Origin of the sequence: Terrabacter sp. Root85 (assembly GCF_001429185.1) — a bacterium.
In the GTDB taxonomy this organism is placed as follows: domain Bacteria; phylum Actinomycetota; class Actinomycetes; order Actinomycetales; family Dermatophilaceae; genus Terrabacter.
In genome coordinates, this window is record NZ_LMIW01000013.1 from 1 (window position 1) to 24,662 (window position 24,662).

General features: G+C 71.5%; 25 protein-coding genes and 1 rRNA gene. 12 read left to right on the forward strand and 14 right to left on the reverse strand.

All coding sequences use genetic code 11. The features are described 5' to 3' along the window. From rrf to ASE25_RS19185, 3 genes are all read left to right on the forward strand, one after another. Positions 1-98: ribosomal RNA gene (rrf, locus tag ASE25_RS19175) — 5S ribosomal RNA — on the forward strand; the annotation flags it as partial. A gap of 161 nt (positions 99-259) precedes the next feature. Continuing rightward, positions 260-655 carry a cupin gene (locus ASE25_RS19180; protein WP_056773071.1) on the forward strand — a complete coding sequence of 132 codons (396 nt, stop codon included), beginning with the start codon at positions 260-262 and terminating at the stop codon, positions 653-655. Then, on the forward strand, positions 652-1,809 hold the full coding sequence (locus ASE25_RS19185; RefSeq protein ID WP_056827049.1) for an adenosine deaminase: 1,158 nt from the start codon (positions 652-654) through the stop codon (positions 1,807-1,809). Before ASE25_RS19180 ends, ASE25_RS19185 begins: the two co-directional genes overlap by 4 nt. A 96-nt stretch (positions 1,810-1,905) precedes the next feature. On the opposite strand, the gene ASE25_RS19190 is transcribed toward ASE25_RS19185, so the two are convergent. From ASE25_RS19190 to deoC, 5 genes are read right to left on the reverse strand one after another with little or no spacing between them, the layout of a single operon-like run. After that, on the reverse strand, positions 1,906-2,601 hold the full coding sequence (locus ASE25_RS19190) for an aspartate/glutamate racemase family protein (protein ID WP_056827050.1): 696 nt from the start codon (positions 2,599-2,601) through the stop codon (positions 1,906-1,908). Next, positions 2,598-3,314, reverse strand: coding sequence for a uridine kinase (locus tag ASE25_RS19195; protein ID WP_235508755.1), 717 nt, complete (start codon positions 3,312-3,314; stop codon positions 2,598-2,600). The genes ASE25_RS19190 and ASE25_RS19195 overlap by 4 nt, the downstream gene beginning before the upstream one ends. 32 nt (positions 3,315-3,346) lie before the next feature. Next, entirely contained in the window at positions 3,347-4,234 is an 888-nt protein-coding gene (locus tag ASE25_RS19200) for an aldehyde dehydrogenase family protein (protein WP_056773078.1), read from the reverse strand. Then, entirely contained in the window at positions 4,231-5,703 is a 1,473-nt protein-coding gene (locus ASE25_RS19205; protein ID WP_056773080.1) for an aldehyde dehydrogenase family protein, read from the reverse strand. The genes ASE25_RS19200 and ASE25_RS19205 overlap by 4 nt, the downstream gene beginning before the upstream one ends. Before the next feature lie 60 nt (positions 5,704-5,763). Then, complete coding sequence (gene deoC / locus ASE25_RS19210; protein ID WP_082623017.1) at positions 5,764-6,750, reverse strand: deoxyribose-phosphate aldolase; 987 nt, start codon at positions 6,748-6,750, stop codon at positions 5,764-5,766. 55 nt (positions 6,751-6,805) lie between these two features. On the opposite strand from deoC, the gene ASE25_RS19215 reads away from it, so the two are divergent. Beyond that, on the forward strand, positions 6,806-7,459 hold the full coding sequence (locus ASE25_RS19215; RefSeq protein ID WP_056773083.1) for a PH domain-containing protein: 654 nt from the start codon (positions 6,806-6,808) through the stop codon (positions 7,457-7,459). Positions 7,460-7,548: 89 nt separating this feature from the next. Here the strand turns inward: ASE25_RS19215 and ASE25_RS19220 are convergent, their stop codons facing one another. After that, positions 7,549-9,234, reverse strand: coding sequence for a phospho-sugar mutase (locus tag ASE25_RS19220; RefSeq protein WP_056827052.1), 1,686 nt, complete (start codon positions 9,232-9,234; stop codon positions 7,549-7,551). Continuing rightward, on the reverse strand, positions 9,234-10,067 hold the full coding sequence (locus tag ASE25_RS19225) for a purine-nucleoside phosphorylase (protein ID WP_056827053.1): 834 nt from the start codon (positions 10,065-10,067) through the stop codon (positions 9,234-9,236). Before ASE25_RS19225 ends, ASE25_RS19220 begins: the two co-directional genes overlap by 1 nt. A gap of 101 nt (positions 10,068-10,168) precedes the next feature. Here ASE25_RS19225 and ASE25_RS19230 point away from each other — a divergent pair, with 101 nt between their 5' ends. Beyond that, positions 10,169-11,572: an NAD(P)H-quinone dehydrogenase gene (locus tag ASE25_RS19230; protein ID WP_056827054.1), complete on the forward strand. Its 1,404-nt coding sequence runs from the start codon at positions 10,169-10,171 to the stop codon at positions 11,570-11,572. Between the two features lie 91 nt (positions 11,573-11,663). Here the strand turns inward: ASE25_RS19230 and ASE25_RS19235 are convergent, their stop codons facing one another. After that, positions 11,664-11,885 carry a hypothetical protein gene (locus ASE25_RS19235; RefSeq protein WP_056773095.1) on the reverse strand — a complete coding sequence of 74 codons (222 nt, stop codon included), beginning with the start codon at positions 11,883-11,885 and terminating at the stop codon, positions 11,664-11,666. Positions 11,886-12,005: 120 nt separating this feature from the next. Here ASE25_RS19235 and ASE25_RS23565 point away from each other — a divergent pair, with 120 nt between their 5' ends. Continuing rightward, positions 12,006-12,548 (forward strand): antitoxin, encoded by a 543-nt coding sequence (locus ASE25_RS23565; RefSeq protein ID WP_056827055.1) that lies wholly within the window; start codon positions 12,006-12,008, stop codon positions 12,546-12,548. Between the two features lie 88 nt (positions 12,549-12,636). On the opposite strand, the gene ASE25_RS19245 is transcribed toward ASE25_RS23565, so the two are convergent. Further along, positions 12,637-14,421 (reverse strand): biotin carboxylase N-terminal domain-containing protein, encoded by a 1,785-nt coding sequence (locus ASE25_RS19245; RefSeq protein ID WP_056827056.1) that lies wholly within the window; start codon positions 14,419-14,421, stop codon positions 12,637-12,639. A 118-nt stretch (positions 14,422-14,539) separates the two neighbouring features. On the opposite strand from ASE25_RS19245, the gene ASE25_RS19250 reads away from it, so the two are divergent. From ASE25_RS19250 to kynA, 3 genes are read left to right on the forward strand one after another with little or no spacing between them, the layout of a single operon-like run. After that, positions 14,540-15,382, forward strand: coding sequence for an aldo/keto reductase (locus tag ASE25_RS19250; protein WP_056827216.1), 843 nt, complete (start codon positions 14,540-14,542; stop codon positions 15,380-15,382). Positions 15,383-15,421: 39 nt separating this feature from the next. After that, positions 15,422-15,934: a DUF3806 domain-containing protein gene (locus ASE25_RS19255; protein ID WP_056827057.1), complete on the forward strand. Its 513-nt coding sequence runs from the start codon at positions 15,422-15,424 to the stop codon at positions 15,932-15,934. Positions 15,935-15,956: 22 nt separating this feature from the next. Beyond that, positions 15,957-16,832: a tryptophan 2,3-dioxygenase gene (kynA, locus tag ASE25_RS19260; protein ID WP_056773122.1), complete on the forward strand. Its 876-nt coding sequence runs from the start codon at positions 15,957-15,959 to the stop codon at positions 16,830-16,832. Positions 16,833-16,929: 97 nt separating this feature from the next. On the opposite strand, the gene ASE25_RS19265 is transcribed toward kynA, so the two are convergent. The 4 genes from ASE25_RS19265 to ASE25_RS19280 all read right to left on the reverse strand — a co-directional run bounded on the left by ASE25_RS19265 (position 16,930) and on the right by ASE25_RS19280 (position 19,833). Beyond that, positions 16,930-17,628, reverse strand: coding sequence for a helix-turn-helix domain-containing protein (locus ASE25_RS19265; RefSeq protein ID WP_162260623.1), 699 nt, complete (start codon positions 17,626-17,628; stop codon positions 16,930-16,932). 391 nt (positions 17,629-18,019) lie between these two features. Next, the gene (locus ASE25_RS19270; protein WP_056827059.1) at positions 18,020-18,475 is read right to left on the reverse strand and encodes a SufE family protein; all 456 of its coding nucleotides are present in this window, start codon (positions 18,473-18,475) and stop codon (positions 18,020-18,022) included. A gap of 25 nt (positions 18,476-18,500) precedes the next feature. Then, entirely contained in the window at positions 18,501-19,379 is an 879-nt protein-coding gene (locus ASE25_RS19275; RefSeq protein WP_056773135.1) for a sulfurtransferase, read from the reverse strand. Between the two features lie 31 nt (positions 19,380-19,410). Then, entirely contained in the window at positions 19,411-19,833 is a 423-nt protein-coding gene (locus tag ASE25_RS19280; protein WP_056773138.1) for a MerR family DNA-binding transcriptional regulator, read from the reverse strand. An 85-nt stretch (positions 19,834-19,918) separates the two neighbouring features. Between ASE25_RS19280 and ASE25_RS19285 the strand changes: the two genes are divergently transcribed. Genes ASE25_RS19285 through ASE25_RS19295 form a run of 3 tightly spaced genes read left to right on the forward strand, consistent with a single transcriptional unit; the run spans position 19,919 to position 23,962 of the window. Next, the gene (locus tag ASE25_RS19285; protein ID WP_056827060.1) at positions 19,919-21,097 is read left to right on the forward strand and encodes an acyl-CoA dehydrogenase family protein; all 1,179 of its coding nucleotides are present in this window, start codon (positions 19,919-19,921) and stop codon (positions 21,095-21,097) included. Further along, complete coding sequence (locus ASE25_RS19290) at positions 21,094-22,701, forward strand: acyl-CoA carboxylase subunit beta (RefSeq protein ID WP_056773143.1); 1,608 nt, start codon at positions 21,094-21,096, stop codon at positions 22,699-22,701. Before ASE25_RS19285 ends, ASE25_RS19290 begins: the two co-directional genes overlap by 4 nt. Next, a complete protein-coding gene (locus tag ASE25_RS19295; RefSeq protein WP_235508756.1) occupies positions 22,655-23,962 on the forward strand; it encodes a hypothetical protein in 1,308 nt (435 codons plus the stop codon). Before ASE25_RS19290 ends, ASE25_RS19295 begins: the two co-directional genes overlap by 47 nt. Here ASE25_RS19295 and ASE25_RS19300 read toward each other — a convergent pair. Beyond that, the gene (locus ASE25_RS19300; RefSeq protein ID WP_056773222.1) at positions 23,953-24,630 is read right to left on the reverse strand and encodes a nucleoside triphosphate pyrophosphatase; all 678 of its coding nucleotides are present in this window, start codon (positions 24,628-24,630) and stop codon (positions 23,953-23,955) included. The genes ASE25_RS19295 and ASE25_RS19300 overlap by 10 nt on opposite strands. Positions 24,631-24,662: the final 32 nt, after the last annotated feature.

A 24,662-nucleotide genomic window follows, 5' to 3' on the forward strand; every position in this document is an offset into this window, starting at 1 on the left:
GGGAAACGCCCGGCTCCATTCCGAACCCGGAAGCTAAGCCCTTCAGCGCCGATGGTACTGCACTGGTGACGGTGTGGGAGAGTAGGACGCAGCCGGACAACCATTCACGACAACCCCGCCAACACCGTTGGCGGGGTTGTCGCATTTCCATGCCCCTTTTGACGGTGTGGCTCTGCCGTTCCGACACCGGTCCGATCCCCGTCGGGCCGCTCACCGTCAGGGGATGGGGCGTCCAAGTCGGAGGGACTAGGGTTGGTCCGTGCCTGAACTCATCCCCTCCCCGACCCGCATCCCCGTTCCCGGTGGCAAGGTCATCGACGAGCACATCGGTGCCGTCAACACTCCTGACGCCCGTCTGCAGGGCTCGGTCTCGGTCGCTCGCATGGTGGCGCCGGCCGGATGGTCCGAGCCCTTCCAGGCCCCCGAGTTCGACGAGATCACGCTCGTTCTCGCCGGCACGGTGCTCATCGACCACGACGGCGGCACGCTCGAGGTGGGCGCAGGCCAGTCGGTGATCACGCGCGGCGGTGAGCGCATCCGCTACTCGTGCGGTCCCGAGGGCGCGGAGTACGTCGCCGTCTGCCTGCCGGCCTTCAGCCCGGACTCGGTCCATCGCGAGGAGGACGCCGACACGGCGGCCGGGGACGCGTCGTGAGCTCGGACGACGTGCTGCGCGCTCCCAAGGTCCTGCTCCACGATCATCTCGACGGCGGCCTGCGCCCCCAGTCGATCATCGAGCTGGCCGCGGACGTCGGCTACGACGCCCTGCCCGAGACCGAGGCGGCCGCCCTCGGCACGTGGTTCCGTGAGAGCGCCGACTCGGGGTCGCTCCCGCGCTACCTCGAGACCTTCGACCACACCCTGGCCGTCATGCAGACGCGCGAGGGCCTGTTCCGGGTCGCGAGCGAGTGCGCCCAGGACCTGGCTTCCGACGGCGTGGTCTACGCCGAGAGCCGCTATGCGCCGGAGCAGCACCTGACCCGGGGTCTGACGCTCGAGGGAGTCGTCGAGGCCGTCAACGCCGGTCTGCGCGACGGAGAGGCCAAGGCGGCGGCCGCCGGTCACCCGATCCGGGTCACCTCGCTGCTCACGGCGATGCGCCACGCGGCGAAGTCGACCGAGATCGCGGAGCTCGCGATCCGCTACCGCGACGAGGGCGTGTCCGGCTTCGACATCGCCGGCGCAGAGGCCGGCTATCCGCCCACCCGTCACCTCGACGCGTTCGAGTACCTCCGCCGCGAGAACTTCCACTTCACGATCCACGCCGGGGAGGCTTTCGGTCTGCCGTCGATCTGGGAGGCGATCCAGTGGTGCGGCGCGGACCGTCTCGGTCACGGTGTCCGCATCGTCGACGACATCACCATCGACGGCGCACCCTTCGCGCAGTGGGTCGAGGGGAACAAGGACGAGGCCGACGCGCTGACGTCGCTCGAGCTGGACCGCGTGCGTCTGGGGCGCCTGTCGGCCTACGTGCGCGACAAGCGCATCCCCCTCGAGATGTGCCCGAGCAGCAACCTGCAGACCTCCGCGGCGCCGTCGATCGCGCTGCACCCGATCACGCTGCTGCGTCGCCTGCGCTTCCGCGTCACGCTCAACACCGACAACCGGCTCATGAGCGACACGTCGATGAGCAAGGAGGCGGCCCTGCTGCGCGACGAGGCCGGCTGGACCCTCGAGGACCTGCGTTGGGTGACGATCAACGCCATGAAGTCGGCCTTCATCCCCTTCGACGAGCGTCTGGCACTCATCGACGACGTCATCAAGCCAGGCTACGCAGCCCTCGGCTACCAGGCCCCGCCCATCGCCTGAGAGCGTCCGTACCTCGCCCGGTCCGAGGTGACCGTGACGCCCGCTGGGGGCGCGCGATCACCTCGAACCGGCCGTGTGGCGTGAGGGACAGAGAGGTCAGTCGTCCGCGAGCGCGGCGTCGACGGCGGCCTCGACGTGCAGGCGCGTCGTCGGGAAGACCGGCACGTCCGCGTCGGACTGGTCGACGAGCAGCTCGATCTCGGTGCAGCCGAGGATGACACCCTCGGCGCCGGCAGCGACGAGCCGCGCGATGACGTCGCGGTAGGCCTGCCGGGACTCCTCGGTCACGACGCCGAGGCACAGCTCCTCGTAGATGATGCGGTGGACCACCGCGCGGTCGCCGCCGTCGGGCACGAGCACGGTGAGCCCGTGACCAGCGAGACGCTCGCGCAGGAAGTCCTGTTCCATCGTGTAGGAGGTGGCGAGCAGACCGACTCGTTCGAGGCCCGCAGCGCGCACTGCCCGCGCGGTCACGTCGCCGATGTGCAGCAGGGGGATCGAGACGGCAGCCTCGATGGCGGGAGCCACCTTGTGCATGGTGTTGGTGCACAGCACGAGCAGCTCGGCCCCGCCGGCCTCCAGTCCCGCGGCCGCCGTCGCGAGCAGCGCGCCGGCCTCGTCCCAGCGGTCCTCCGCCTGGAGCCGCTCGACCTCGGCGAAGTCGACGGAGTGCAGGAGCAGTCGCGCCGAGGCCAGGCCGCCGACCCGCTCACGGACCATCTCGTTGGCGAGGCGGTAGTACTCCGCGCTCGACTCCCAGCTCATGCCTCCGAGCAGACCGACGAGCCTCACGTCGAGGCACCGACCCCGAGGAGGGTGCCGAGCTCGGACTCCGCCTGTCGGGGATGCAGGCAGCGGGCGCCGTCTGCGCGTGCCTGTGCGACGACCCGGGGCTCGTCGCGCCACAGGGCGAGCCCACGGCGCACGAGGATGTGAGGCGGCTTGCGACGCTCTGAGAGGTCACGCACGAAGCGGCGCAGGGCCGTCAGGCTGCGGTTCTGGCGCACGCACAGGGCATCGGCGAGCAGTCCCTCCCGGCGCAGCGGCTCGACGAGACGTCCCGCGAAGAGCCCCTCGGCGAGGACGAAGTCGGTGGGGCGGGCCTCCACGACGTGCCGACCCGTCACCGCAGAGGCGCCGATGTCGTAGACGGGCACCTCGACGCGGCCGTCGTCGACCAGCTTCCGCAGCGCCTCGACCGCGGCCTGGGCGTCCCACGAGTCGGCGTGGTCCCAGTCGGGGATGCCCAGGGGGGAGCGGGGCAGCTGCGGGTCGCTCGCCTCGCGGTAGAAGTCGTCGAGCCGCACGACCGGCCACCCGTGGGTGGTGCTGAGGCGTGCCGAGAGCCGGCTCTTGCCGGCTCCGCTCGGTCCGGTCAGGAGGATGACGCGGCGGCGGTCACGGCCGGTCCCGCCGGTCGCCGGCGCACCGGCGGGGTCGGTGCCGGTCCGACCCGCGGGCTGCTCGCCCGCGGTGTCGCCCGAGCGGTGGTCGACCGACGCCACCTCGCCCTCCTCCACCAGGTCCAGGGACCGGGTCAGAGACCCTTGGGGTGCCAGACGGTCTTCGTCTCGACGAAGGCCCGGATGCGACCGAGACCGGGGTCGGCGTTCCAGTCGGGCTCGACGGGAGCGCCGTCGGCCAGAGCCGGTCGGTAGACGCGCTTGAGGTTGCCGGCGGCCTCCGCCTCGAGCGCGGCCCAGTCGACGCCCTCGGCGCCGGCGACACCGGTGAGGTCGATGGCGTTGACGTCGCGGTGCGCCGCGAGCCACGTGGCGACCTCGGCGGTCTGTGCCGTGACGATGTTGACGACGCCACCGGGCACGTCGGACGTCGCGAGCACCTCGCTGAAGGTCACCGCCGGCAGCGGACGAGCGGCCGACGACACGACGACGGCCGTGTTGCCCGACGCGATGACCGGGGCCACGACGGACACGAGCCCGAGCAGCGAGGAGGCTTGCGGCGCAAGCACTCCCACGACACCCGTCGGCTCGGGAGCCGACACGTTGAAGAACGGTCCGGCGACCGGGTTGAGGTTGCCGAGCACCTGGGCGATCTTGTCGGTCCACCCGGAGTACCAGACGACACGGTCGATCGCGGCGTCGACGACGGCACCCGCCGCGCGAGCCGTCAGGCCCTCGCTCGCGGCGACCTCCTCGACGAACTGGGCGCGGCGACCCTCGAGCACCTCGGCGACGCGGTAGAGCACCTGCCCGCGGTTGTAGGCGGTGGCACCCGACCAGCCGGGCAGGGCGGCACGCGCGGCGACGACCGCGTCGCGGACGTCCTTGCGCGAGCCCATGGCCGCGTTGGCGAGGAACTCGCCCGAGGCCGAGACGACCTCGTAGGAGCGCCCGGACTCGCTGCGCGGGAACTTGCCCCCGATGTAGAGCTTGTAGGTCTTGCGCACGTCGAGGCGGCTCATCGGGCGGCTCCCGTCAGGGTCGAAGGGGCGGTGGTGACATAGGCCTCGAGGCCGTGGCGACCGCCCTCGCGGCCGTAGCCCGACTCCTTGTAGCCGCCGAACGGCGAGCTGGGGTCGAAGCGGTTGAAGGTGTTGGCCCAGACGACGCCGGCCTTGAGCTGGTCAGCCATCCAGAGGATGCGCGAGCCCTTCTCGGTCCAGACACCGGCGGAGAGGCCGTAGGCGGAGTTGTTGGCCTTCGCCACCGCCTCCTGGGGCGTGCGGAAGGTCAGAACGGTCAGGACCGGGCCGAAGATCTCCTCGGTCGCGACGCGGTGCGTCTGCGAGACGCCGGTCAGCAGCGTGGGCGGGTACCAGAAGCCCTTGGTGGGCAACGTGCATGCCGGGCTCCAGCGTTCGGCACCCTCGGCGACCCCCGCGTCGACGAGCATCGTGATGCGGTCGAGCTGCTCGCGCGAGTTGATCGCGCCGAGGTCGCTGTTCTTGTCGAGGGGGTCGCCGACGCGCAGCGTCTGCAGGCGCCGCTTGAGCTTGGCGATGACCTGGTCGTGGATGTTCTCCTGGACGAGCAGGCGCGAGCCGGCGCAGCAGACCTGGCCCTGGTTGAAGAAGATGCCACCGACGATGCCCTCGACGGCCTGCTCGATGGGCGCGTCGTCGAAGATGATGTTGGCGGCCTTGCCACCGAGCTCGAGGGTGGCCTTTTTGGCGGTCCCGGCGATCGACCGGGCGATGATCTTGCCGACCTCGGTCGAGCCGGTGAAGGCGATCTTGTCGACGTCAGGGTGCTCGACGAGCGCCTGACCGGTGCGGCCGTCACCCGTGACGATGTTGACGACTCCGGCGGGCAGGTCGGCCTGCTGGCACACCTCGGCGAAGAGCAGCGCACTGAGCGGAGTGGTCTCGGCGGGCTTGAGCACCACCGTGTTGCCGGTGGCCAGCGCCGGCGCCACCTTCCACGCGAGCATGAGCAGCGGGAAGTTCCACGGGACGATCTGTGCGACGACACCGTGCGCGCGGGCCGGCGCGTCCCCGGGAGCACCCAGCCCGGCATACTCCAGCTTGTCGGCCCAGCCTGCGTGGTAGAAGAAGTGCGCGGCGGCGGTCGGCACGTCGAAGTCGCGGGTCTCCTTGATCGGCTTGCCGTTGTCGAGCGACTCGAGGACGGCGAACTCGCGGGCGCGCTCCTGCAGGATGCGGGCGATGCGGAAGAGGTACTTGCCGCGCTCGGCGCCGCTCATCCGGCCCCAGACGCCCTCGTAGGCGCGGCGGGCCGCGGCGACGGCCTTGTCGACGTCCTTGGGGCCGGCCTGGCTCACCTCGGCGAGGACCGTCTCGTCGGCGGGGTTGACGGTGGGGAAGGTCGCCTTGGGACGCGTGAACGCACCGTCGATGAAGAGACCGTAGGACTTCTCGATCGTGACGATGGCGCGCGACTCCGGCGCTGGGGCGTACTCGAACTTCGGCATCAGGGTGTCTTTCGTGGGCGCTGTCGTGTGAGGCGCGGTCGGTCAGTCAGGCAGTCACAGTCAGTCGATCGTCACGTAGTCGGCGCCGGAGTAGGCACCCGTGGCGAGCTTCTGACGCTGGAGGATGAGGTCGTTGAGCAGGCTCGAGGCACCGAAGCGGAACCACTCGGGCGAGAGCCAGTCGTCGCCGGCGATCTCGCTGACCATGACGAGGTACTTGATGGCGTCCTTGGTCGTCTTGATGCCACCGGCCGGCTTGACGCCGACCTGGCTGCCGGTGAGGTCGCGCCAGTCGCGCACGGCCTCGAGCATGATGAGCGTGACGGGCAGGGTGGCGGCGGGCTGCACCTTGCCCGTGGAGGTCTTGATGAAGTCACCGCCCGCGAGCATCGAGAGGTACGAGGCGCGGCGGACGTTGTCGTAGGTGACGAGCTCGCCGGTCTCCATGATGACCTTGAGGTGCGCCGTGCCGCAGGCCTGCTTGACCTCGGTGATCTGGTTGAAGACGGTGAGGTAGTCACCCGAGAGGAACGCACCGCGGTCGATGACCATGTCGATCTCGTCGGCGCCGGCCTCGACGGCGTCGCGGGTGTCGGCCAGCTTGACCGGCATGCTCGCGCGACCGGACGGGAAGGCCGTCGCCACCGCGGCGACGTGGATGCCGCTATCGGCGAGCGCGGCCTTCGCGGTCGCGACCATGTCGCCGTAGACGCAGATGGCGGCGGGACGCGGCGTCGTGGGGTCGAGCGGGTCGGGCACGAGGGCCTTGGCGCACAGGGACCGGACCTTGCCGACCGTGTCGGAGCCCTCGAGGGTGGTCAGGTCGATCATCCCGATGGCGGTGTCGATCGCCCAGGCCTTGCTCGTCGTCTTGATCGAGCGGGTGCCGAGGGACGCGGCCCGCGCCTCGCAGCCGACCTGGTCGACTCCGGGCAGGCCGTGCAGCCAGGAGGTGAGGGCATGGTTCGTCAGGCGCGACACCCCGAGGACGTCCCGCGCCTGCGCGGTGAGGTCCTGCGCGGTGCGCGTCGTGGTGCTAACTGTCACCACGGGAGTCTATCCACCTATCGAGACGGCCCGTGACGCGTGAGAGAGTCTGTCCGTGAGCCCCGACGTGTCCCCGCTGCCCTCCGACTCACCCGCCGAGGAGCATCCCGAGCGCGTCGCCCTGCGCGATGCCCGCACGCTCCGGCCCGGCTCGTCGGTCACCGTCGGCGTCATCGGCGCGGCGGCCGGCGTCGCCCTGCTCGTCCCCGGAGTGCTGACCGAGCCGCGCAGCTGGACGCTCATCTCGACCGTGGTGCTCGCACTCGTGCTCCTGTGGCTCTTCGTCGTGCGCCCCTGCGTCGTCATCCACGCCGAGGGGATCCGACTCGTCAACCCGCTGCGGGTCGTCGACGTCACGTGGCCGGCCATCAGCGAGGTCAGGTCACGCTGGGCGCTCGAGGTCGTGGCGGACGGCCGCCGCTACACCGCGTGGGGGGTGCCGGCCGACCCCGGTCGTCCGAGGTACGGCCGCGGCATGCTGACCGTGGGCGCCAACAAAGTGCGGGGCAAGGGGACCACCGAGGAGCCGGCGAAGTCGAAGGTCGAGGCGCAGGCCGTCGCGGCCGAGGTCGAGGCCCGGATGAGCGCCGACCGCAAGCGCAAGGACGGTCGGACGCCACGCATCGCGCACCAGGTCTGGGACCCGGCGTCCGTCGGCCTGCTCCTCGTCGGCCTCGCGTTCTTCGTCATCGGCACGTTCGTCGTCTGACGGGGCCCGCTCTGACGGGGCCCGCTCCGACGGGCCAGGGTGACCCGGCCCCACGCGTACGCCGTCGATGGCGTACGCGTGGAGCGGCGTCACAGGGACGTGAGGCGTTCCAGGTCGGCCCGGACCCGGGCGAGGCGCGTCTCGGCGACCGCACGGGACTCCCCGAGCGACGCCGGACCGGCCACCGGCTCGATGACCTCGAGGTAGACCTTCACCTTGGGCTCGGTGCCGCTCGGGCGGACGACGACCCGCGAGCGGTCGGCGAGGTGGTAGCGCAGTCCCTCGGTCGGCGGCAGCCCACCGTCGCCCTCCGCGAGGTCGTCGACGCGGGCGACGTCGACGCCGGCCACGGTGGTGGGTGGCTCGGCGCGCAGGCGGCCCATGAGGGTGTCGGTCTGGGCGAGGTCCGAGACGCGCACCGCAAACGAGTCGGTCGCGTGGACGCCGTGCTCGATCGCGAGGTCGTCGAGCAGGTCGATGAGGGTGCGACCCTGCGCCTTGAGGCCGGCCGCGAGCTCGGCGAGCAGGAGGGCGGCGCTGACGCCGTCCTTGTCGCGGACGAGCTGCGGGGCGACGCAGTAGCCGAGCGCCTCCTCATAGCCGTAGCGCAGCCGGTCGACGCGGGAGATCCACTTGAAGCCGGTCAGCGTCTCCTCGTGGGCGAGCCCGGCCGCCTTGGCGATCGACGCGAGCAGGCGCGAGGACACGATGGAGTTGGCGAAGACGTCGCGGCGCGAGACACCTCGCTGCACGATGTGCGCGCCGAGCAGTGCCCCCACCTCGTCGCCGCGCAGCATCCGCCAGTCGCCGAGCGCCGGATCGAGCACGGCGGCGGCGCAGCGGTCGGCATCGGGGTCGTTGGCGATGACGAGGTCGCAGCCGACGGCGCGCGCACGGGCGAGCGCGAGGTCGATCGCACCCTTCTCCTCGGGGTTCGGGAAGGCGACGGTCGGGAAGTCCGGGTCCGGCACGGCCTGCTCGTCGACGACGACCGGGGCCGCGAAGCCCGCCTGGACGAAGGCCGTGTGCACCGTGCCGTGGCCGACGCCGTGCAGGCTCGTGTGGACGATGCGCAGGTCGCGCGGTGAGTGCGGGTCGACGACGCTGACGACGGCGTCGACGTAGTCCTCGAGGAGGTTGTCGCCCAGCGTTTCCCAGCCCTCCGACACGCGGGGCACGTCGGCCACCCGTTCGACGCGACCGATGTGGGCGGCGATCTGGGCGTCGGCCGGCGGCACGATCTGGCTGCCATCGCCGAGGTAGACCTTGTAGCCGTTGTCCTGAGGCGGGTTGTGGCTCGCCGTCACCATGACGCCGGCATCGGCGCCGAGGTGGCGGATCGCGAACGCGAGGACCGGCGTCGGAAGGGGCTGGGGCAGCAGCAGCGCCCGACCGCCGGCCGCGACGACGACCGCGGCCGTGTCGCGGGCGAAGACGTCGGAGTTGTAGCGCGCGTCGAAGCCGACGACGACGGTCGGCGCCTCGCCGGCGCGCCCCTCGTCCTTGAGGTATGCCGTGAGGCCGGCTGCCGCGCGGATGACGACGCTGCGGTTCATCCGGTTGGGGCCGGCGCCGAGGGCCCCGCGCAGGCCCGCGGTCCCGAACTCGAGCAGGCCCGCCATGCGGTCGGCGAGGTCGGCGGCGGCCTCCGCGTCTCCCGCGGCGGCCCGCCCGAGGACGGCATCGAGCTCGTCACGCGTCGTCGGGTCGGGGTCGTCGTCGCGCCACGCGCGCGCCGCGGCATACAACGTCTCGGTCGTGTCGACGGTCGTCATCAGAGACGCCCCACGACTGCTGCGAGCAGGCGACCGCACCGTTCGGCGGCGGCCTGGCCGGCCTCGAGCACCTCCGCGTGGCTCAGCGGCTGGTCCGAGATGCCCGCGGCGAGGTTGGTGACGAGCGAGATGCCGAGGACGTCGAGCCCGGCCTGACGCGCGGCGATCGCCTCGAGGCTCGTCGACATGCCGACGAGGTCGCCGCCGATGACCTTGGCCATCTGCACCTCGGCCGGGGTCTCGTAGTGTGGGCCGCGGAACTGGACGTAGACGCCCTCGTCGAGGTCGGGGTCGACCTCGCGGGCGAGGTCGCGCAGCCGCGGGGTGTAGAGGTCGGTGAGGTCGACGAAGTTCGCACCCTCGATGGGGGAGTGCGCGGTGAGGTTGATGTGGTCGCGGATGAGGACCGGGGTGCCGGGCGCCCAGGCCGGGTTGAGGCCGCCGCACCCGTTGGTCAGGACGACCGTCGAGCAGCCCGCGGCCTTCGCGGTGCGCACACCGTGGACGACCGCCCGCACGCCGCGTCCCTCGTAGAAGTGGGTGCGGGTGCCGAAGACGAGGGCCCGGCGGCCGGTGTCGCCGATGGCGACCGAGCGCATGCTGCCGGAGTGGCCGGCGACGGCGGCCTTGTGGAAGCCGGGGACGTCGGCGTTGTCGACGGTCGCGAGCGTCTCACCGATGAGGTCGGCGGTCTGGCTCCAGCCCGAGCCGAGCACGAGCGCGACGTCGTGGTGGTCGACGCCGGTGCGCTCGGCGATGACGGCGGCGGCGTCGGCGGCGACGTCGAAGGGGTCGGTGGAGGGGTCGCTGAGATCGCGGTGGGAACTGGTCACGCTCAGGACTCTAGCGAGGTCGTCGCGGCGCAGGAACCGCTCCCCGGGCGGCGGCTCGGGGGCCGGCCGGGCCTCGGCGCGGGGGATGGTTGGATGGTCCCGTGATCACGCGCGAGACATCCGTTGTCATCATCGGCGGCGGCCCCGGCGGCTACGAGGCGGCCCTCGTCGCGGCCCAGCTCGGGGCGCGGGTCGCGATCGTCGAGAAGGACGGCCTCGGCGGCGCGGCGGTCCTCACGGACTGCGTGCCGAGCAAGGCCCTCATCGCGACCGCCGACTACATGTCCGACTTCGAGACGGCCTCGCGCCTCGGCGTGCGTCTGCAGGACGACGACGGTGACGAGGTGTCCGACGCCGTCGCCCAGGCGCACACCGTCAACGACCGGATCCTCGAGCTCGCGGCCGCCCAGAGCGCTGACATCCAGGGCAGCCTCGAGCAGGTCGGTGTCACGGTCCTGCGCGGCACCGCCCGGCTCGCCGGTCGCGAGCGCGTCGTCGCCGAGCTCGCCGACGGCACGACGCGGGAGCTCACCGCCCACGTCGTCCTCGTCGCCACGGGCGCTGCGCCCCGCGTCATGGACACGATGCGGCCCGACGGCGAGCGCATCCTCACCTGGCAGCAGATCTACTCCCTCGAGGAGCTGCCCGAGCGCATCATCGTCATCGGCTCCGGTGTCACCGGCGCCGAGCTCGCCCAGGCCTACCTCGGCCTCGGCTCCCAGGTCGTCCTCGTCTCCTCCCGTGACCGGGTGCTGCCCGGCGAGGACGCCGACGCCGCCACCGTCATCGAGGACGTCTTCCGCAAGCGCGGCATGGAGGTCCTCAACAAGTCGCGTGCGGCCTCGGTCGAGCGCACCGCCGACGGCGTCGTCGTGACCCTCGTCGACGGCCGCACGGTCGAGGGCTCGCACGCGCTGCTCGCCGTCGGGTCCGTGCCCAACACTGCGGGCCTCGGCCTCGAGGAGGCCGGCGTCGAGCTCAGCCCCTCCGGACACGTCCAGGTCGACCGCGTCTCGCGCACCAGTGCCGGCGGCGTCTACGCGGCGGGCGACTGCACCGGGGTGCTGCCCCTCGCGTCGGTCGCGGCCATGCAGGGCCGCATCGCCATGTGGCACGCGCTCGGCGACGCCGTGTCGCCGCTCAACGTCCGGGGGGTCGCCGCCAACATCTTCACCGAGCCCGAGATCGCGACGGTCGGCATCAGCCAGAACGCCGCCGACGAGTCACCCGAGGTCGAGTCGGTCACCCTGCCGCTCGCCCGCAACCCGCGCGCCAAGATGCAGGGCATCAGCGACGGCTTCGTCAAGCTCTTCTGCCGCAAGGGCTACGGCACGGTGCTCGGCGGCGTCGTCGTCGCGCCGAAGGCCTCAGAGCTGATCTACCCCGTGGCGCTGGCCGTGCAGAACCGGCTCAGCGTCGACCAGGTGTCGAGCACCATCACGGTCTATCCCTCGCTCGCCGGCTCGATCGCCGAGGCGGCGCGCCAGCTGCACCAGTCCGACTGACACCCGCGCGGGACGACGCGGGACGACGCGGGACGAGGCGCAGGCCAGCGTCGCCGCGGGACTCGGGCGGACGGCATACGCCGTCGGTGGCTCAGGGCTGCTCGTCGCCCGGCGCCGGCCGGTCTGCCGGACCGCGCTCGAGGTCTGCGCGCCGGTCCTCCTCGGCCCACCGCTCGCGTCGGCGGCGCGAGACCACCTGGCGCAGCTTCTTCTGGAGCGGGTAGAGGATCGCCGCCACGACGATGAGGATGACGAGGTTCGCCACGGAGAAGACGGGCTGCTCGGCCGTGGCAGTGGTGAGGGTCGCAAACACACGTGCAGTGTGCCAGAGGCGTAGCGTCGGGACGGTGGCGGCGTCGTCGCCACGTCAGGGAGGTCGCCCGGGCCGCGGGTCGGACGTTCCTGGGCAGGTCGGACCGTGGAGGCACACGCAGTGAGCGACTGGATCCAGAAGGCCAAGGACTTCGTCAAGGGTCACCCCGAGCAGGCCGAGCAGGGTCTCGACAAGGCCGAGGAGCTCATCAACGAGCGCACCGGCGGCAAGTACGCAGACCAGGTCGACCAGGGCACCGACACGCTCAAGGAGAGCCTCGGGCTGCCAGCCGACGCGGAGGGCACTCAGCCGCCCGGCGCCCCTGAGCCGCCGCCCCCGCCCGCGCCGGCGCCGAGCCCCGCCCCGGCTCCGACGCCCGAGCCGGCTCCGACCCCGGCGCCTGCGCCCACACCGGAACCCGTGCCCACCCCGACCCCGACCCCGGCGCCCGCTCCGGGACCCACCGAGCCGAGGCCCCCGGTCGACCCGACCGACCCGGCCCCCGTCGACCCCCACCTGCCCGGTGGACCAGGACCATCGGAGATCCCGCCAGCCGGCGAGCCCGCGGGTGAGCAGGACCTGCCCGGCGTCCCCGACCCCAACCTGCCCGGATCGGGCGAGGGTGACATCACCCTCGGCGACCCGCCAGCCAGGCAGGGCTGACGCGAGCGCCGCTCACCCGGAGGCGCACGCACGAGGGCCGACCTGCCTCGCGGCAGGTCGGCCCTCGTCGTTGTCCGTTCTGCGTCGTTCAGGCCTCGACGACGTCCGCGATCTCGGCGAGCACGGCGCCCGACGTGACGGTCTCGCCGACCTTCGCGGTCAGGCCCGAGACGACACCGGCCTTGTGGGCCGTGATCGGCTGCTCCATCTTCATCGCCTCGAGGACGATGACGAGGTCGCCCGCCGCGACGGTCGCACCCTCCTCGACGGCGATCTTGACGATGGTGCCCTGCATCGGGGCCGTGAGGGAGTCGCCGGAGGCGGCGCCACCGGACTTGCCACCGCCAGACCGCTTGGGCGCCTTCTTCTTCGCCGCGGAGGCGCCCCCGCCACCACCGAGCGAGAGGCCGCCCGGGAGCGAGACCTCGAGGCGCTTGCCGCCGACCTCGACGACGACGGTCTGGCGCTCCTCCGCCTCGGCCGTGTCGGCCGCCGGGCCGGCATACGCCTCGATGGTGTTGTCGAACTCCGTCTCGATCCAGCGGGTGTGGATCGTGAACGGCGCGCCGTCGGCCGGTGCGAAGGCCGGGTCGGCGACGACCGCGCGGTGGAAGGGGACGACCGTCGGCATGCCCTCGATGGTCAGCTCAGCCAGCGCCCGACGGGAGCGCTCGATGGCCTGCTCGCGGGTGCGGCCGGTGATGACGAGCTTGGCGATCATGGAGTCGAACGCGCCGGCGACCGTGTCGCCTTCGACGATGCCGGCATCCCAGCGCACGCCGGGGCCCTGCGGCACGACCATGCGGCTCACGGTGCCCGGGGCCGGGAGGAAGCCCCGGCCGGCGTCCTCGCCGTTGATCCGGAACTCGATCGAGTGGGCGTGGGGCTCGGGGTCGCCGTAGTCGAGGGACTCGCCGTTCGCGATGCGGAACTGCTCGCGCACGAGGTCGATGCCGGTGACCTCCTCGGTCACGGGGTGCTCGACCTGCAGGCGCGTGTTGACCTCGAGGAAGCTGATGTCGCCGGCCGGCCCGACGAGGAACTCGCACGTCCCGGCGCCGACGTAGCCGGCCTCCTTGAGGATCGCCTTGCTCGCGCGGAGCAGCTCGGTGTGCTGCTCCTCGGTGAGGAAGGGCGCGGGGGCCTCCTCGACGAGCTTCTGGTTGCGGCGCTGGAGCGAGCAGTCGCGGGTCGAGACGACGACGACGTTGCCGTGCTGGTCGGCGAGGCACTGGGTCTCGACGTGGCGTGGGTGGTCGAGGAAGCGCTCGACGAAGCACTCGCCACGGCCGAACGCCGTCACGGCCTCGCGGACGGCCGAGTCGTAGAGGTCGGGGATCTCCTCCATCGCGCGGGCGACCTTGAGGCCGCGTCCGCCGCCGCCGTAGGCCGCCTTGATCGCCACGGGCAGGCCGTGCTCCTTGGCGAACTCGACGACCTCGTCGGCCCCGGAGACGGGATCCTTCGTGCCGGGCACGAGCGGTGCGCCGGCCTTCGTGGCGATGTGGCGCGCCTTGACCTTGTCGCCCAGCGAGTCGATGGCCTGCGGTCCGGGGCCGATCCAGACCAGCCCGGCGTCGATGACGGCCTGGGCGAACGACGCGTTCTCGGCGAGGAAGCCGTAGCCGGGGTGGACCGCGTCCGCCCCGGCCTGACGGGCGACGTCGAGCAGCTTCTCCTGGACGAGGTAGCTCTCACCGGGGGTCGAGCCCCCGAGGGCGTACGCCTCGTCGGCGACCTTGACGTGCAGGGCATCCCGGTCCGGGTCGGCGTAGACCGCGACCGAGGCGATCCCACTGTCCGCGCACGCCCGCGCGATGCGGACGGCGATCTCACCACGGTTTGCGATCAGTACCTTGCTGATGGGTGCCATGGATCGGACTCTATCGGGCTGACGTCACGTCAATTCGGCGTCATCCGGCGTATTCCCGGTCGTCTCGGAGTGAGGTCGCGCACACCGCCTCGGTCCGCCTCGACCTAGCGTGGACGGCATGACGACACACGAGTCCGCCCCGACCCTCGACCTCGGCCACGCCTCCACCCCCGGCCTGGCCATCCCGCAGATCGGCTTCGGCGTCTGGGAGGTCCCGGACCGTGCCGTCGACGCCGCCTTCGGGCAGGCCCTCGACGACGGCTACCGCCACATCGACACCGCCCGGATCTACGGCAACGAGGAGGGCGTCGGCCGGGTCCTCGCCCGCGAGGACGTCGACCGCGACGGCGTCTTCGTCACGACGAAGGTCTGGAACGACGACCACACGAACGTCGCCGCCGCCTTCGACGCGTCGATGCAGCGCCTCGGCATCGAGGTCCTCGACCTCTACCTCATCCACTGGCCGGCGCCCCAGCAGAACGCCTACGTCGACGCGTGGCGGGCGATGCTCGAGCTCCAGGGCGAGGGCCGGGTCCGCTCGGTCGGTGTCTGCAACTTCCAGGTGCCCCACCTCCAGCGCCTGCTCGACGAGACCGGAGTCCTGCCGTCGGTCAACCAGGTCGAGCTGAGCCCCTACCTCCAGCAGCGTGAGCTGCGCGGCTTCCATGCCGAGCACGGCATCGTCACCGAGGCCTGGAGCCCGCTCGCCGTGCGCGCCGGCCTGCTCGACGACCCGGTCGTCCGCGACCTCGCCGCCAAGCACTCGGTCACGCCGGCCCAGCTCGTGCTGCGCTGGCACGTCGAGCTCGGCAACGTCGTGCTGACGCGGTCGGTGACCCCGGCCCGCATCGCGGAGAACGTCGAGATCTTCGGTTTCCGCCTCGGGGACGACGACCTCGAGGCCCTCGCGGGCCTCGACCGGGGCACGCGCACCGGCCCCGACCCGGACACCTTCGGCTGACCTGACCCGGGGTGGGCCCGAGCCACTAGATTGGCGGGCATGGGACTGTTCTCGCGCAAGGGCAAGGACGACACCGACGAGCCCGCGGGCCTGGAGCCCGACGTCGGCGAGGACCCGGACGACGCGCTCGGCCCCGACGTCTCCGGGCGCCCGGTCGCGGTGCCGCTCGGTGACGAGGAGCGGGACCGCATCGCCTCGGCGCTCGAGCACGCCGCCGCTGAAGGGGTGGACGTCGACGACCTCGCGTCGATCGGCGCCCACTACGACACGGCCTACCGCCGCTGGGCCGACGAGGGTGGCTCGGGAGAGGGGCCGGACGTCGTCGTCGAGACGTATGCCGTGGCCATCGGCGAGCACCTCGCGCGCCACAGCGCGCGGGACTGGGCCGTCGTCACCGACGTCTTCGGCACCGACCTCGGCCTCGTGGCGGCACGTGCCGACACGGTGGTCGTGCCGCACAACCTCGTCGGTGCGCGGTGGATGCGCGGCGAGACCGGCTGGGTGCCGGGCGTCGTGTCCCACCTCGTCAGCATCCGTCCGCGGTCGCGCTGACCCCACCCCTAAGATCGCCGGCATGGACAGTGCCGCCCCGGGAGGGCCCGACCGACGCAGCAAGCGCGACCTGGAGGAGGGGATCCAGCGCGACTTCACGCGCAAGATGTCCTACGGCGACTACCTGCGGCTGGACACCCTCCTCAGCGCGCAGCAGCCGCTGAGCGAGCCGCCCCAGCACGACGAGCTGCTCTTCATCATCCAGCACCAGACGTCGGAGCTGTGGCTCAAGCTCCTCATCCACGAGCTCCGTTCTGCCAGAAGCCTGCTCAGGGACGACGAGCTGGCGCCGGCGCTCAAGAGGCTCGCCCGCGTCAAGCACATCCAGCACACACTGACGGACCAGTGGTCGGTGCTCGCGACGCTGACGCCGAGCGAGTACGCGCAGATCCGCCCCTTCCTCGCCGCGAGCTCGGGCTTCCAGTCGGCGCAGTACCGCGAGGTCGAGTTCCTCCTCGGCAACAAGAACGCCGACATGGTGGCCGTGTTCTCGCACGACGAGGGCGCCCGCTCGGCGCTCGACGCGCTGCTGCACGAGCCCAGCCTCTACGACGAGTTCCTCGCCTACCTCGGTCGACGTGGGTATGCCGTCCCGGCAGGCCTGCTCGACCGCGACTGGACCCAGCCCTACCGCCACGACGAGGGGCTCGTCGACGTCTTCGCGGCCGTCTACGCCGAGCCGAACGAGCACTGGGGCGTCTACGAGACGTGCGAGGAGCTCGTCGACCTCGAGGACAACTTCCAGCAGTGGCGCTTCCGCCACCTCCAGGTCGTGCAGCGCACGATCGGGCAGAAGACCGGCACCGGCGGCTCGACGGGAGTCGACTTCCTGCGCCGCGCCCTCGACCTGACCTTCTTCCCCGAGCTCTACGAGGTGCGCACCCGCATCGGGGGTTGACCCACGTGTCGTCCGTTGCTCCCGCGCTCTGGTGTTGCGTGAGGGGGTCGGTGTGCCCGAGCGCCGCCAGACACCGTGGGCGACGATCATCCGAGCACTACACGATGGGCGGCGTAGTGCCGAGGCGCCCCGCCGGGCCCAGGCGCGCGTCGTCGCCTTCGTCTTCGCCGGGGAGCGCGAGGCGTCTGCGGACCCTGAGGCCGCGCGGCTCGCACTGGCAGGGACATGCAGCGGTGCACAGCTCCTCGAAGCAGACGTCGAGGCACGCGCACTCGACGTCGGCCATCGGTGGTGCGTCGATACGAGGCTGCCGCCCTCGCATGAGGCGATGGCGCAGCGTGAGCGCCGCCTCAGTCGGATGGTCGGTCGGGCGTCCTCTGAGGGGTGCGGCCTCGGCCAGCTCGTCCCGGGCGGCCCGGTGGCGGAACCAGCCCCGAGCCTCGGGCCGGTCGTAGCGCGGGAAAGCCCAGCGTTCGAAGGGCACCTCGTCCGGAGGGGCGACGTCGAGGTGGGCAGGGAACCGTCGCCCCTGGTTGTCCCGCACGGTGTCGACCGGCACGGGCATCACCTCGTTCCCGTCACCGTCGACGACGGCGAGGTGGAGCCCCGCGAGCGCGAGGATCTCCGCGAAGATGCCGAAGCCAGGCGCCACGGAGCCGGTCTCGTAGCGACCCACGGTGCTCGACGAGACTCCCACCCGTGCTGCGAGCTCGCGCTGGCTGAGGTCGGCGAGTCGGCGTGCCCGCACGACGTAACGCGCAACCACGTCCTCTGCCTGCATCCGTTCCGGGCTCATGGTCGTGATCATCGGCGTCGGTGCCGACACTGCAGCGAGGTCGTACGTTCACGATCCACAGGCGAGCGACACGTCCGGGGGGTGTGGACAGATCGCCACGTCACTGCCCCGCCCCGTGGGGCAGTGACGTAGCGAGCGCGGGTGGTTGCCCAGCAGGTGGCCGGGCTCGGCGGCTACGTCAGTGCCCCGCTGGGTGGGGCAGTGACGTAGCCGATGCCCTCGCAGCCCTCGATGGCCCACACCCGCTCGCACTGTCCGCGGCAGACATCCCAGGTTCTGTTGCTGTCAAGCAGCGCGAGCGCGGGTGGTTGCCCGGCGGGCGGCGGGGGTTGGCGGCTATGTCAGTGCCCCGCTGGGTGGGGCACTGACATAGGCGCGGTGAGTGGCGGGGTCAGACGGCGGTCTTGGCGCGTACCTGGCGCTTGATGCGGCCGAGCATGGCCACCATCCCGCGCATGCGCAGGGGTGACACGGCCTCGGCGAGACCGAAGCGCATCGGGGCGTCGTCGGGGACGCCCAGCACCTCGGCGGCCGAGAGGCCGTCGAGACCCTCGTGCAGGATGCCGGCGAAGCCGCGGGTCGTCGGGGCCTCAGCGGGTGCGTCGAAGAAGAGGCTGACGACCCGGTCCTCGAGCGAGGGGCCGTCGGCGACCTCGACCGTGAGGAAGAGCGGCGACTGGCACTCGTCGACACGTTCGAGCTGGTCGAGGTGGCCGGCATAACGCTCGGGCAGTCCCGGTAGCTCGTCGCTGAACTCCAGCAGGAGCTGCAGCTTGAGGTCGTTGCTCGCCGAGCGGAAGTCCTCGGCGATCTCGGCCAGGGAGGCCGGCAGCGGGGTGTCGCTCACGAGGGGCTCCTGTCTCGCGTCGGGGTCACTTCTCGATGGGCACGCGCACGGCGTTGCCCCACTCGGTCCACGAGCCGTCGTAGTTGCGCACGGCCTCGAAGCCGAGCAGGTGGGTCAGGACGAACCACGTGTGCGACGAGCGCTCGCCGATGCGGCAGTACGCGACGACGTCGTCGGACGGCGTCAGGCCCTGCTCCTCGAGGTAGATCGCCTCGAGGTCCTCGCGCGACTTGAACGAGCCGTCCTCGTCGGCAGCGCGCGCCCACGGCACCGACTTCGCGCCGGGGATGTGTCCGCCGCGCATCGCCCCCTCCTGGGGGTAGTCGGGCATGTGGAGCAGCTCACCGGAGTACTCGCCGGGGGAGCGGACGTCGACGAGGGGCTTGCCGAGGTGCGCGAGGACGTCGTCCTTGAACGCGCGGATCGGGGCGTCGTCACGCTCGGCGACGGGGTAGTCCACGGCCGTCGGGGACGCCACCTCGCGAGTCAGCTCGCGGCCCTCCGCGACCCACTTCGCCCGGCCGCCGTCGAGCAGCCGGACGTCATCGTGGCCGAAGAGGCTGAAGACCCAGAGGGCGTAGGCCGCCCACCAGTTGCTCTTGTCGCCGTAGATGACGACGGTCGTGTCGCGGCTGATGCCGCGCTGACCCATCACCTCGGCGAACCGGGCGCCGTCGACGTAGTCGCGCGTCACGGGGTCGTTGAGGTCGACGTGCCAGTCGATCTTGAGCGCGCCGGGGATGTGACCGGTCTCGTAGAGCAGGACGTCCTCGTCGGACTCGAGCAGCACGATCCCGTCCGGGCCGCCGATGCCGCCGGCCGAGACCTGCTCCGCGAGCCACTCGGTCGTGACGAGCCGCTCGGGGTGGGCGTAGGCGGAGATCTTCGTGTCTTCAGCGCTCATGTCCCCATCGTGTCACGCGGGGCCCGGCCCCTCACACGTGGTCGAGGCGCCCGAGGTCGTCGCGACAGCGGCGCTCGAACTCGCCGAGCTCGGCGATGGCGTCCTGCACGTCCCGCAGCCGCTGCTCGAGGTCGGTGCGGCGCTCGTCGATCTGGTCCAGGACGTACTCGAGCTGGGTGCGACGACCGCGCGGGGCGTCGAAGAGGTCGATGATCGTGCGGATCTCCTCGAGCGGGAAACCGAGCCGCTTGCCGCGCAGGATCAGGCCGAGGCGCGTGCGGTCGCGGCGGTGGTAGACGCGCTGCGTGCCGCGACGCTCGGGGGAGATGAGCCCGAGGTCCTCGTAGTGGCGCACCGTCCGGTGGGTGACGTCGAACGCCTCGGCCACCTGGGCGATGGTCCACGTCTCGCCGGTCCGCGAGGACCGGTGCGTGGTCGAGGTGTCACTTGTCATGGGGTCGATAGTGCTTTACGTTTACGTCAACGTCAAGCACGCGTCACGAGCGCGTGATGGCCGCCACCCCTTCAGGAGAACAGCGATGTTCGAGCTCAGCCAGGACCACGAGGACTTCCGGATGGTCGTCCGCGACTTCGCCGAGAAGGAGGTCGCGCCCCACATCGCCAAGTGGGACGCCGCCGCCTACTTCCCGGCCGACCTCGTGCCGAAGATGGGTGACCTCGGGCTGTTCGGCCTCGTCGTGCCGGAGGAGTACGGCGGCGCAGGGGAGTCCGGCGACTTCACCAGCCTCTGCGTCGCCATCGAGGAGCTGGGCCGCGTCGACCAGTCGATCGGCATCACGCTGTCCGCGGGCGTGGGGCTCGGCATCAACCCGATCCTCACCTACGGGACCGAGGAGCAGAAGCAGCGCTTCCTGCCCGACCTCGTCGCCGGCCGCGCCCTCGCCGGCTTCGGCCTCACCGAGCCCGAGGCCGGCTCCGATGCCGGTGCGACCCGCACGCGAGCCGTCCGCGACGGCGACGAGTGGGTCGTCAACGGCGCCAAGGCCTTCATCACGAACTCCGGCACCGACATCACTTCCGTCGTCACCGTGACCGCGCGCACCGGCACGAACGAGGACGGCTCGCCGCAGATCTCGGCGATCATGGTGCCCGCCGGCACCCGGGGCTTCGTCGTCGAGCCGGCGTACCACAAGCTCGGCTGGCACGTCTCCGACACCCACGGCCTCACGTTCGAGGACTGCCGCGTCCCCGCCGACCACCTCCTCGGCGCGGAGGTGGAGGGCTTCAAGCAGTTCCTCAAGACCCTCGACGACGGCCGCATCGCCATCTCGGCACTCGCCGTCGGCTGCGCCCAGGCCTGCCTCGAGCTCGCCACCGACTACGCGAAGACCCGCGTCGCCTTCGGCCGCCCGATCGGCGTCAACCAGGGCGTCTCGTTCCAGCTGGCCGACCTCGCGGTCATGGTCGAGGGCGCCCGGCTGCTGACCTACAAGGCGGCGTGGCTCAAGGACGAGCTCCACGCCGGCAAGCGCTCCGTCAAGGAGGTCAAGCAGGCTGCCGCCATCGCCAAGCTCTACTCGACCGAGGCCGCCGTCACGGCCACCCGGATCGCGACGCAGGTCTTCGGCGGCAACGGCTTCATGGAGGAGTACCCCGTGGCCCGCTTCTACCGCGACGCCAAGATCCTCGAGATCGGCGAGGGCACGTCCGAGGTCCAGCGCATGCTCATCGCCCGCGGGATGGGTCTGCCGGCATGACCGGGACCGCACCGAGCACCACCCCCGGCACCACGCCGAGCCCTGACCCGCACGGCGACCCGCACGGCGACCCGCGCGTCGCCGACGTCCGGACCCGTCTCGCGGCCGCCCACACGGCGTCCGCCAGCGCGCCGGAGAAGGCCCAGGCCAAGCTCGACGCGCAGGGCAAGATCTACGTCCGCGACCGCATCGCGCTGCTCTTCGACGAGGGCTCGTTCGTCGAGGACGGCCGCTACGCCAACGCCCTGGCGCCGGGTCTCCCGGCCGACGGCGTCGTCACGGGACGCGGCACCGTCGACGGACGAGCGGCGATCGTCATCGCCAACGACCCGACCGTCAAGGCCGGCTCCTGGGGCGCCCGGACCGTCGAGAAGATCGTCCGCGCCACCGAGATGGCACTGCGTGAGGAGCTGCCGGTCTTCTGGTTCGTCGACTCGGCAGGCGCCCGCATCACCGACCAGGTCGAGATGTTCCCCGGCCGCCGCGGCGCCGGGCGCATCTTCCACAACCAGGTGGCGCTCTCGGGCAAGGTGCCGCAGATCTGCTGCCTCTTCGGTCCGAGTGCCGCGGGCGGCGCCTACATCCCCAGCTTCTGCGACCTCATCATCATGGTCGAGGGCAATGCGTCGATGTACCTCGGAAGCCCGCGCATGGCCGAGATGGTCGTCGGCGAGAAGGTCTCCCTCGAGGAGATGGGCGGCGCCCGGATGCACTGCACGGTCTCCGGTGTCGGTGACCTGCTCGCCCACGACGACGCCGAGGCCATCGAGCTGGCCAAGCTCTACTTCTCCTACGTCCCCGGCAGCTGGCGCGACCACCCGCCCACGTATGCCGCCGAGGAGCCCGCGACGCCGCTGACCCGTGCGACCGTGCCCGAGCGGGAGTCGGTGCCCTTCGACGTCCACGAGGTCATCGACGGGCTCGTCGACGACGACTCCTTCTTCGAGCTCAAGCCCCTCTGGGCCGGCGAGCTCGTCATCGGCTTCGGCCGTCTCGAGGGCCAGACCGTCGGCATCGTCGCCAACAACTCGATGGTCAAGGGCGGCGTGCTCTTCACCGACAGCGCCGACAAGGCCGCGCGCTTCATCTGGCTGTGCGACGCCTTCAACATCCCGCTCGTCTACCTCGCCGACGTGCCCGGCTTCATGATCGGCTCCGAGGTCGAGCGCGGCGGCATCATCCGTCACGGCGCCAAGATGGTCAGCGCCGTCTCGTCCGCGACCGTGCCGCAGTTCTGCGTCGTCGTCCGCAAGGCCTACGGGGCGGGGCTCTACGCCATGGGCGGACCCGGTTTCGGACCTGACGCCACGATCGCGCTGCCGACCGCGCGCATCGCGGTGATGGGGCCGGAGGCTGCCGTCAACGCCGTCTACGCGAACAAGATCGCCGAGATCGCCGACCCGGACGAACAGGCACGATTCGTGGCAGACCGGCGGCGGGAGTACGAGGAGGACGTCGACATCGAGCGTCTCGCGGCCGATCTGGTCCTCGACTCCATCATCGAGGCGGATGAGCTGCGCTCGGACCTGGTGCGCCGACTGGCTTATGCTTCCCGGCGTGACCGTCACTTCAGCGAGCGCCGACGCTCCGTCCCGCCGGTCTGAGCCGCGCCTCGGTCACAGGCTCGAGCACCCCGACCGGGACCTCGAGCGGAAGCAGCCGTTCTGGCGCCGCTTCCCGGTCTGGTTCCCGTTCGCGGTCTTCGCCGTCTCGCGTCTCTTCGTCTGGGTCGCCGCGACCTACCTCTCGCGCTACCAGATCCCGCTGCCCATCGGCACGGCCAACATCCGCATCTTCTACCCCTCGCCCGCCGACCCCGGCTACGCCGCGGTCATGACGGGCTGGGACGGCCAGTGGTACCGCGTCATCGCCGAGCAGGGCTACCCCGCGGTGCTGCCCCGGGTCGGCTGGGGCGGCATCGACATGAACCCGTGGGCCTTCTTCCCGGTGTTCCCGATGACCGCCGGACTCATCATGAAGGTCACCGGCCTGCCCTTCGCCGTCGTCGCGCCGACGCTGTCGATCGTCATCGGCTTCGCCGCGATGCACGTCCTCTTCAAGCTCGTCGACCAGGCCGTCGGTCGCTGGGAGGCGATCGTCGCCGTCGTCGCCACGTGCTTCTTCATCGCGTCGCCGGCCTTCTCGGCCTCCTACACCGAGTCGACGGCCCTGCTGGGCGTCGTCACCGTCCTGTGGCTGCTCCGCAAGCGGCAGTACTGGTGGGTGGCTCTGGCGCTCCTCGTCCTGTCCCTGAGCCGCAACGTCGTCATCGCGATGGTGCCGGTCATCATCGCCCACGCGGTCGTCCGGTGGCGGCAGGGTGACGAGGGCGAGCACCCGGTGCGTCTGCGCGTCGGGTTGGCGGCGCTCGCCGCATACGCGGGGGCCCTGACCTTCCTCTGGCCGACGATCGTCACGATCGCGACCGACACGCCCAACGCGTACAACGACACGATGCTCGCCTGGAACATCGAGACGAAGATCAAGCTCTACCTGTGGTGGAACCTCCTCTACGACTACTGGGGGGTCGTCGGGCAGGTCGCGGGAGTGTTGGGCATCGCCGCGTTCACGTGGTTCATGCTGACGAAGAACTCGTGGCGCTGGGGCCCGGAGATCTGGGGCTGGGCGGGCGCCTATCCGGCGTACATCATCCTCGTGACGAGCACGACGCCGAGCCGCGTGCGCTACGCCCTGCTCGCGTTCCCGATGACGCTCGTCATCGCGTGGTTCCTCAAGCTGCGCTGGTGGCGGCGCTACCGCTACTGGCTGCTCGGGCTGATCGTCGTCATCGGCGCGGCCCAGATGTGGTGGTGGACCGAGCACTACCTCGTCATCGAGAACCTCACCGACGACCTCTACCCCTGACCGTCGCCCCTCGCGACCCCGCCGACGACGTCGAACCACTCGACCCCGGCATCGGCCAGGAGGTCGCGCAGCAGCGGCAGGGACAGGCCGACGACGTTGTGGTGGTCGCCCTCGACAGCCGTGACGAACGCGCCGCCGAGACCGTCGATGGTGAAGGCCCCGGCCACGGTGAGCGGCTCGCCCGTGGCGACGTAGGCCTCGATCTCCTCCTCGGAGAGCTTCGCGAAGTGGACGGTCGTGGACGCCGTCGCGCCCAGCGTGGCGCCGCCGCTGCCGCGCTCGTCGACGAGCCAGTGGCCCGTGTGCAGCACCCCTGACCGGCCTCGCATCCGGCGCCACCGGGACACGGCCTCCGCGGCGTCACCCGGCTTGCCGTGGACCTCCCCGTCGAGCTCGAGCACCGAGTCGCAGCCGAGCACGACGACGCCCGCGTCGACGCGGGCCGCGACGTCCTCGGCCTTGGCGCGGGCCAGCAGCAGCGAGATGTCGGCCGGCTCGAGCGGGCCGTAGCGATCCGTCGCCTCGGCGACGGTCAGGTCCTCGTCGACCTCGCTCACGACGACGACCGGCTCGACGCCGGCGGAGCGGAGGGTCGCCCGTCGAGCCGGGGAGGCGGAGGCGAGGACGAGCTGGACGGCGGGCACGTCGGGGAGGGGACTCGGCGGCATGACGCCATGGTAGGCGGCGCGGTCGCTGTCGG

Coding starts and splice junctions, on each gene's coding strand:
- ASE25_RS19275 (WP_056773135.1), bottom strand. CDS start 19,379: ATGAGCGCTGAAGACACGAAGATCTCCGCCTACGCCCACCCCGAGCGG.
- ASE25_RS19300 (WP_056773222.1), bottom strand. CDS start 24,630: ATGCCGCCGAGTCCCCTCCCCGACGTGCCCGCCGTCCAGCTCGTCCTC.
- ASE25_RS19220 (WP_056827052.1), bottom strand. CDS start 9,234: ATGACGACCGTCGACACGACCGAGACGTTGTATGCCGCGGCGCGCGCG.
- kynA (WP_056773122.1), top strand. CDS start 15,957: ATGGACAGTGCCGCCCCGGGAGGGCCCGACCGACGCAGCAAGCGCGAC.
- ASE25_RS19205 (WP_056773080.1), bottom strand. CDS start 5,703: ATGCCGAAGTTCGAGTACGCCCCAGCGCCGGAGTCGCGCGCCATCGTC.
- ASE25_RS19285 (WP_056827060.1), top strand. CDS start 19,919: ATGTTCGAGCTCAGCCAGGACCACGAGGACTTCCGGATGGTCGTCCGC.
- ASE25_RS19280 (WP_056773138.1), bottom strand. CDS start 19,833: ATGACAAGTGACACCTCGACCACGCACCGGTCCTCGCGGACCGGCGAG.
- ASE25_RS19290 (WP_056773143.1), top strand. CDS start 21,094: ATGACCGGGACCGCACCGAGCACCACCCCCGGCACCACGCCGAGCCCT.
- ASE25_RS19245 (WP_056827056.1), bottom strand. CDS start 14,421: ATGGCACCCATCAGCAAGGTACTGATCGCAAACCGTGGTGAGATCGCC.
- ASE25_RS19250 (WP_056827216.1), top strand. CDS start 14,540: ATGACGACACACGAGTCCGCCCCGACCCTCGACCTCGGCCACGCCTCC.
- ASE25_RS19265 (WP_162260623.1), bottom strand. CDS start 17,628: ATGAGCCCGGAACGGATGCAGGCAGAGGACGTGGTTGCGCGTTACGTC.
- ASE25_RS19255 (WP_056827057.1), top strand. CDS start 15,422: ATGGGACTGTTCTCGCGCAAGGGCAAGGACGACACCGACGAGCCCGCG.
- ASE25_RS19200 (WP_056773078.1), bottom strand. CDS start 4,234: ATGAGCCGCCTCGACGTGCGCAAGACCTACAAGCTCTACATCGGGGGC.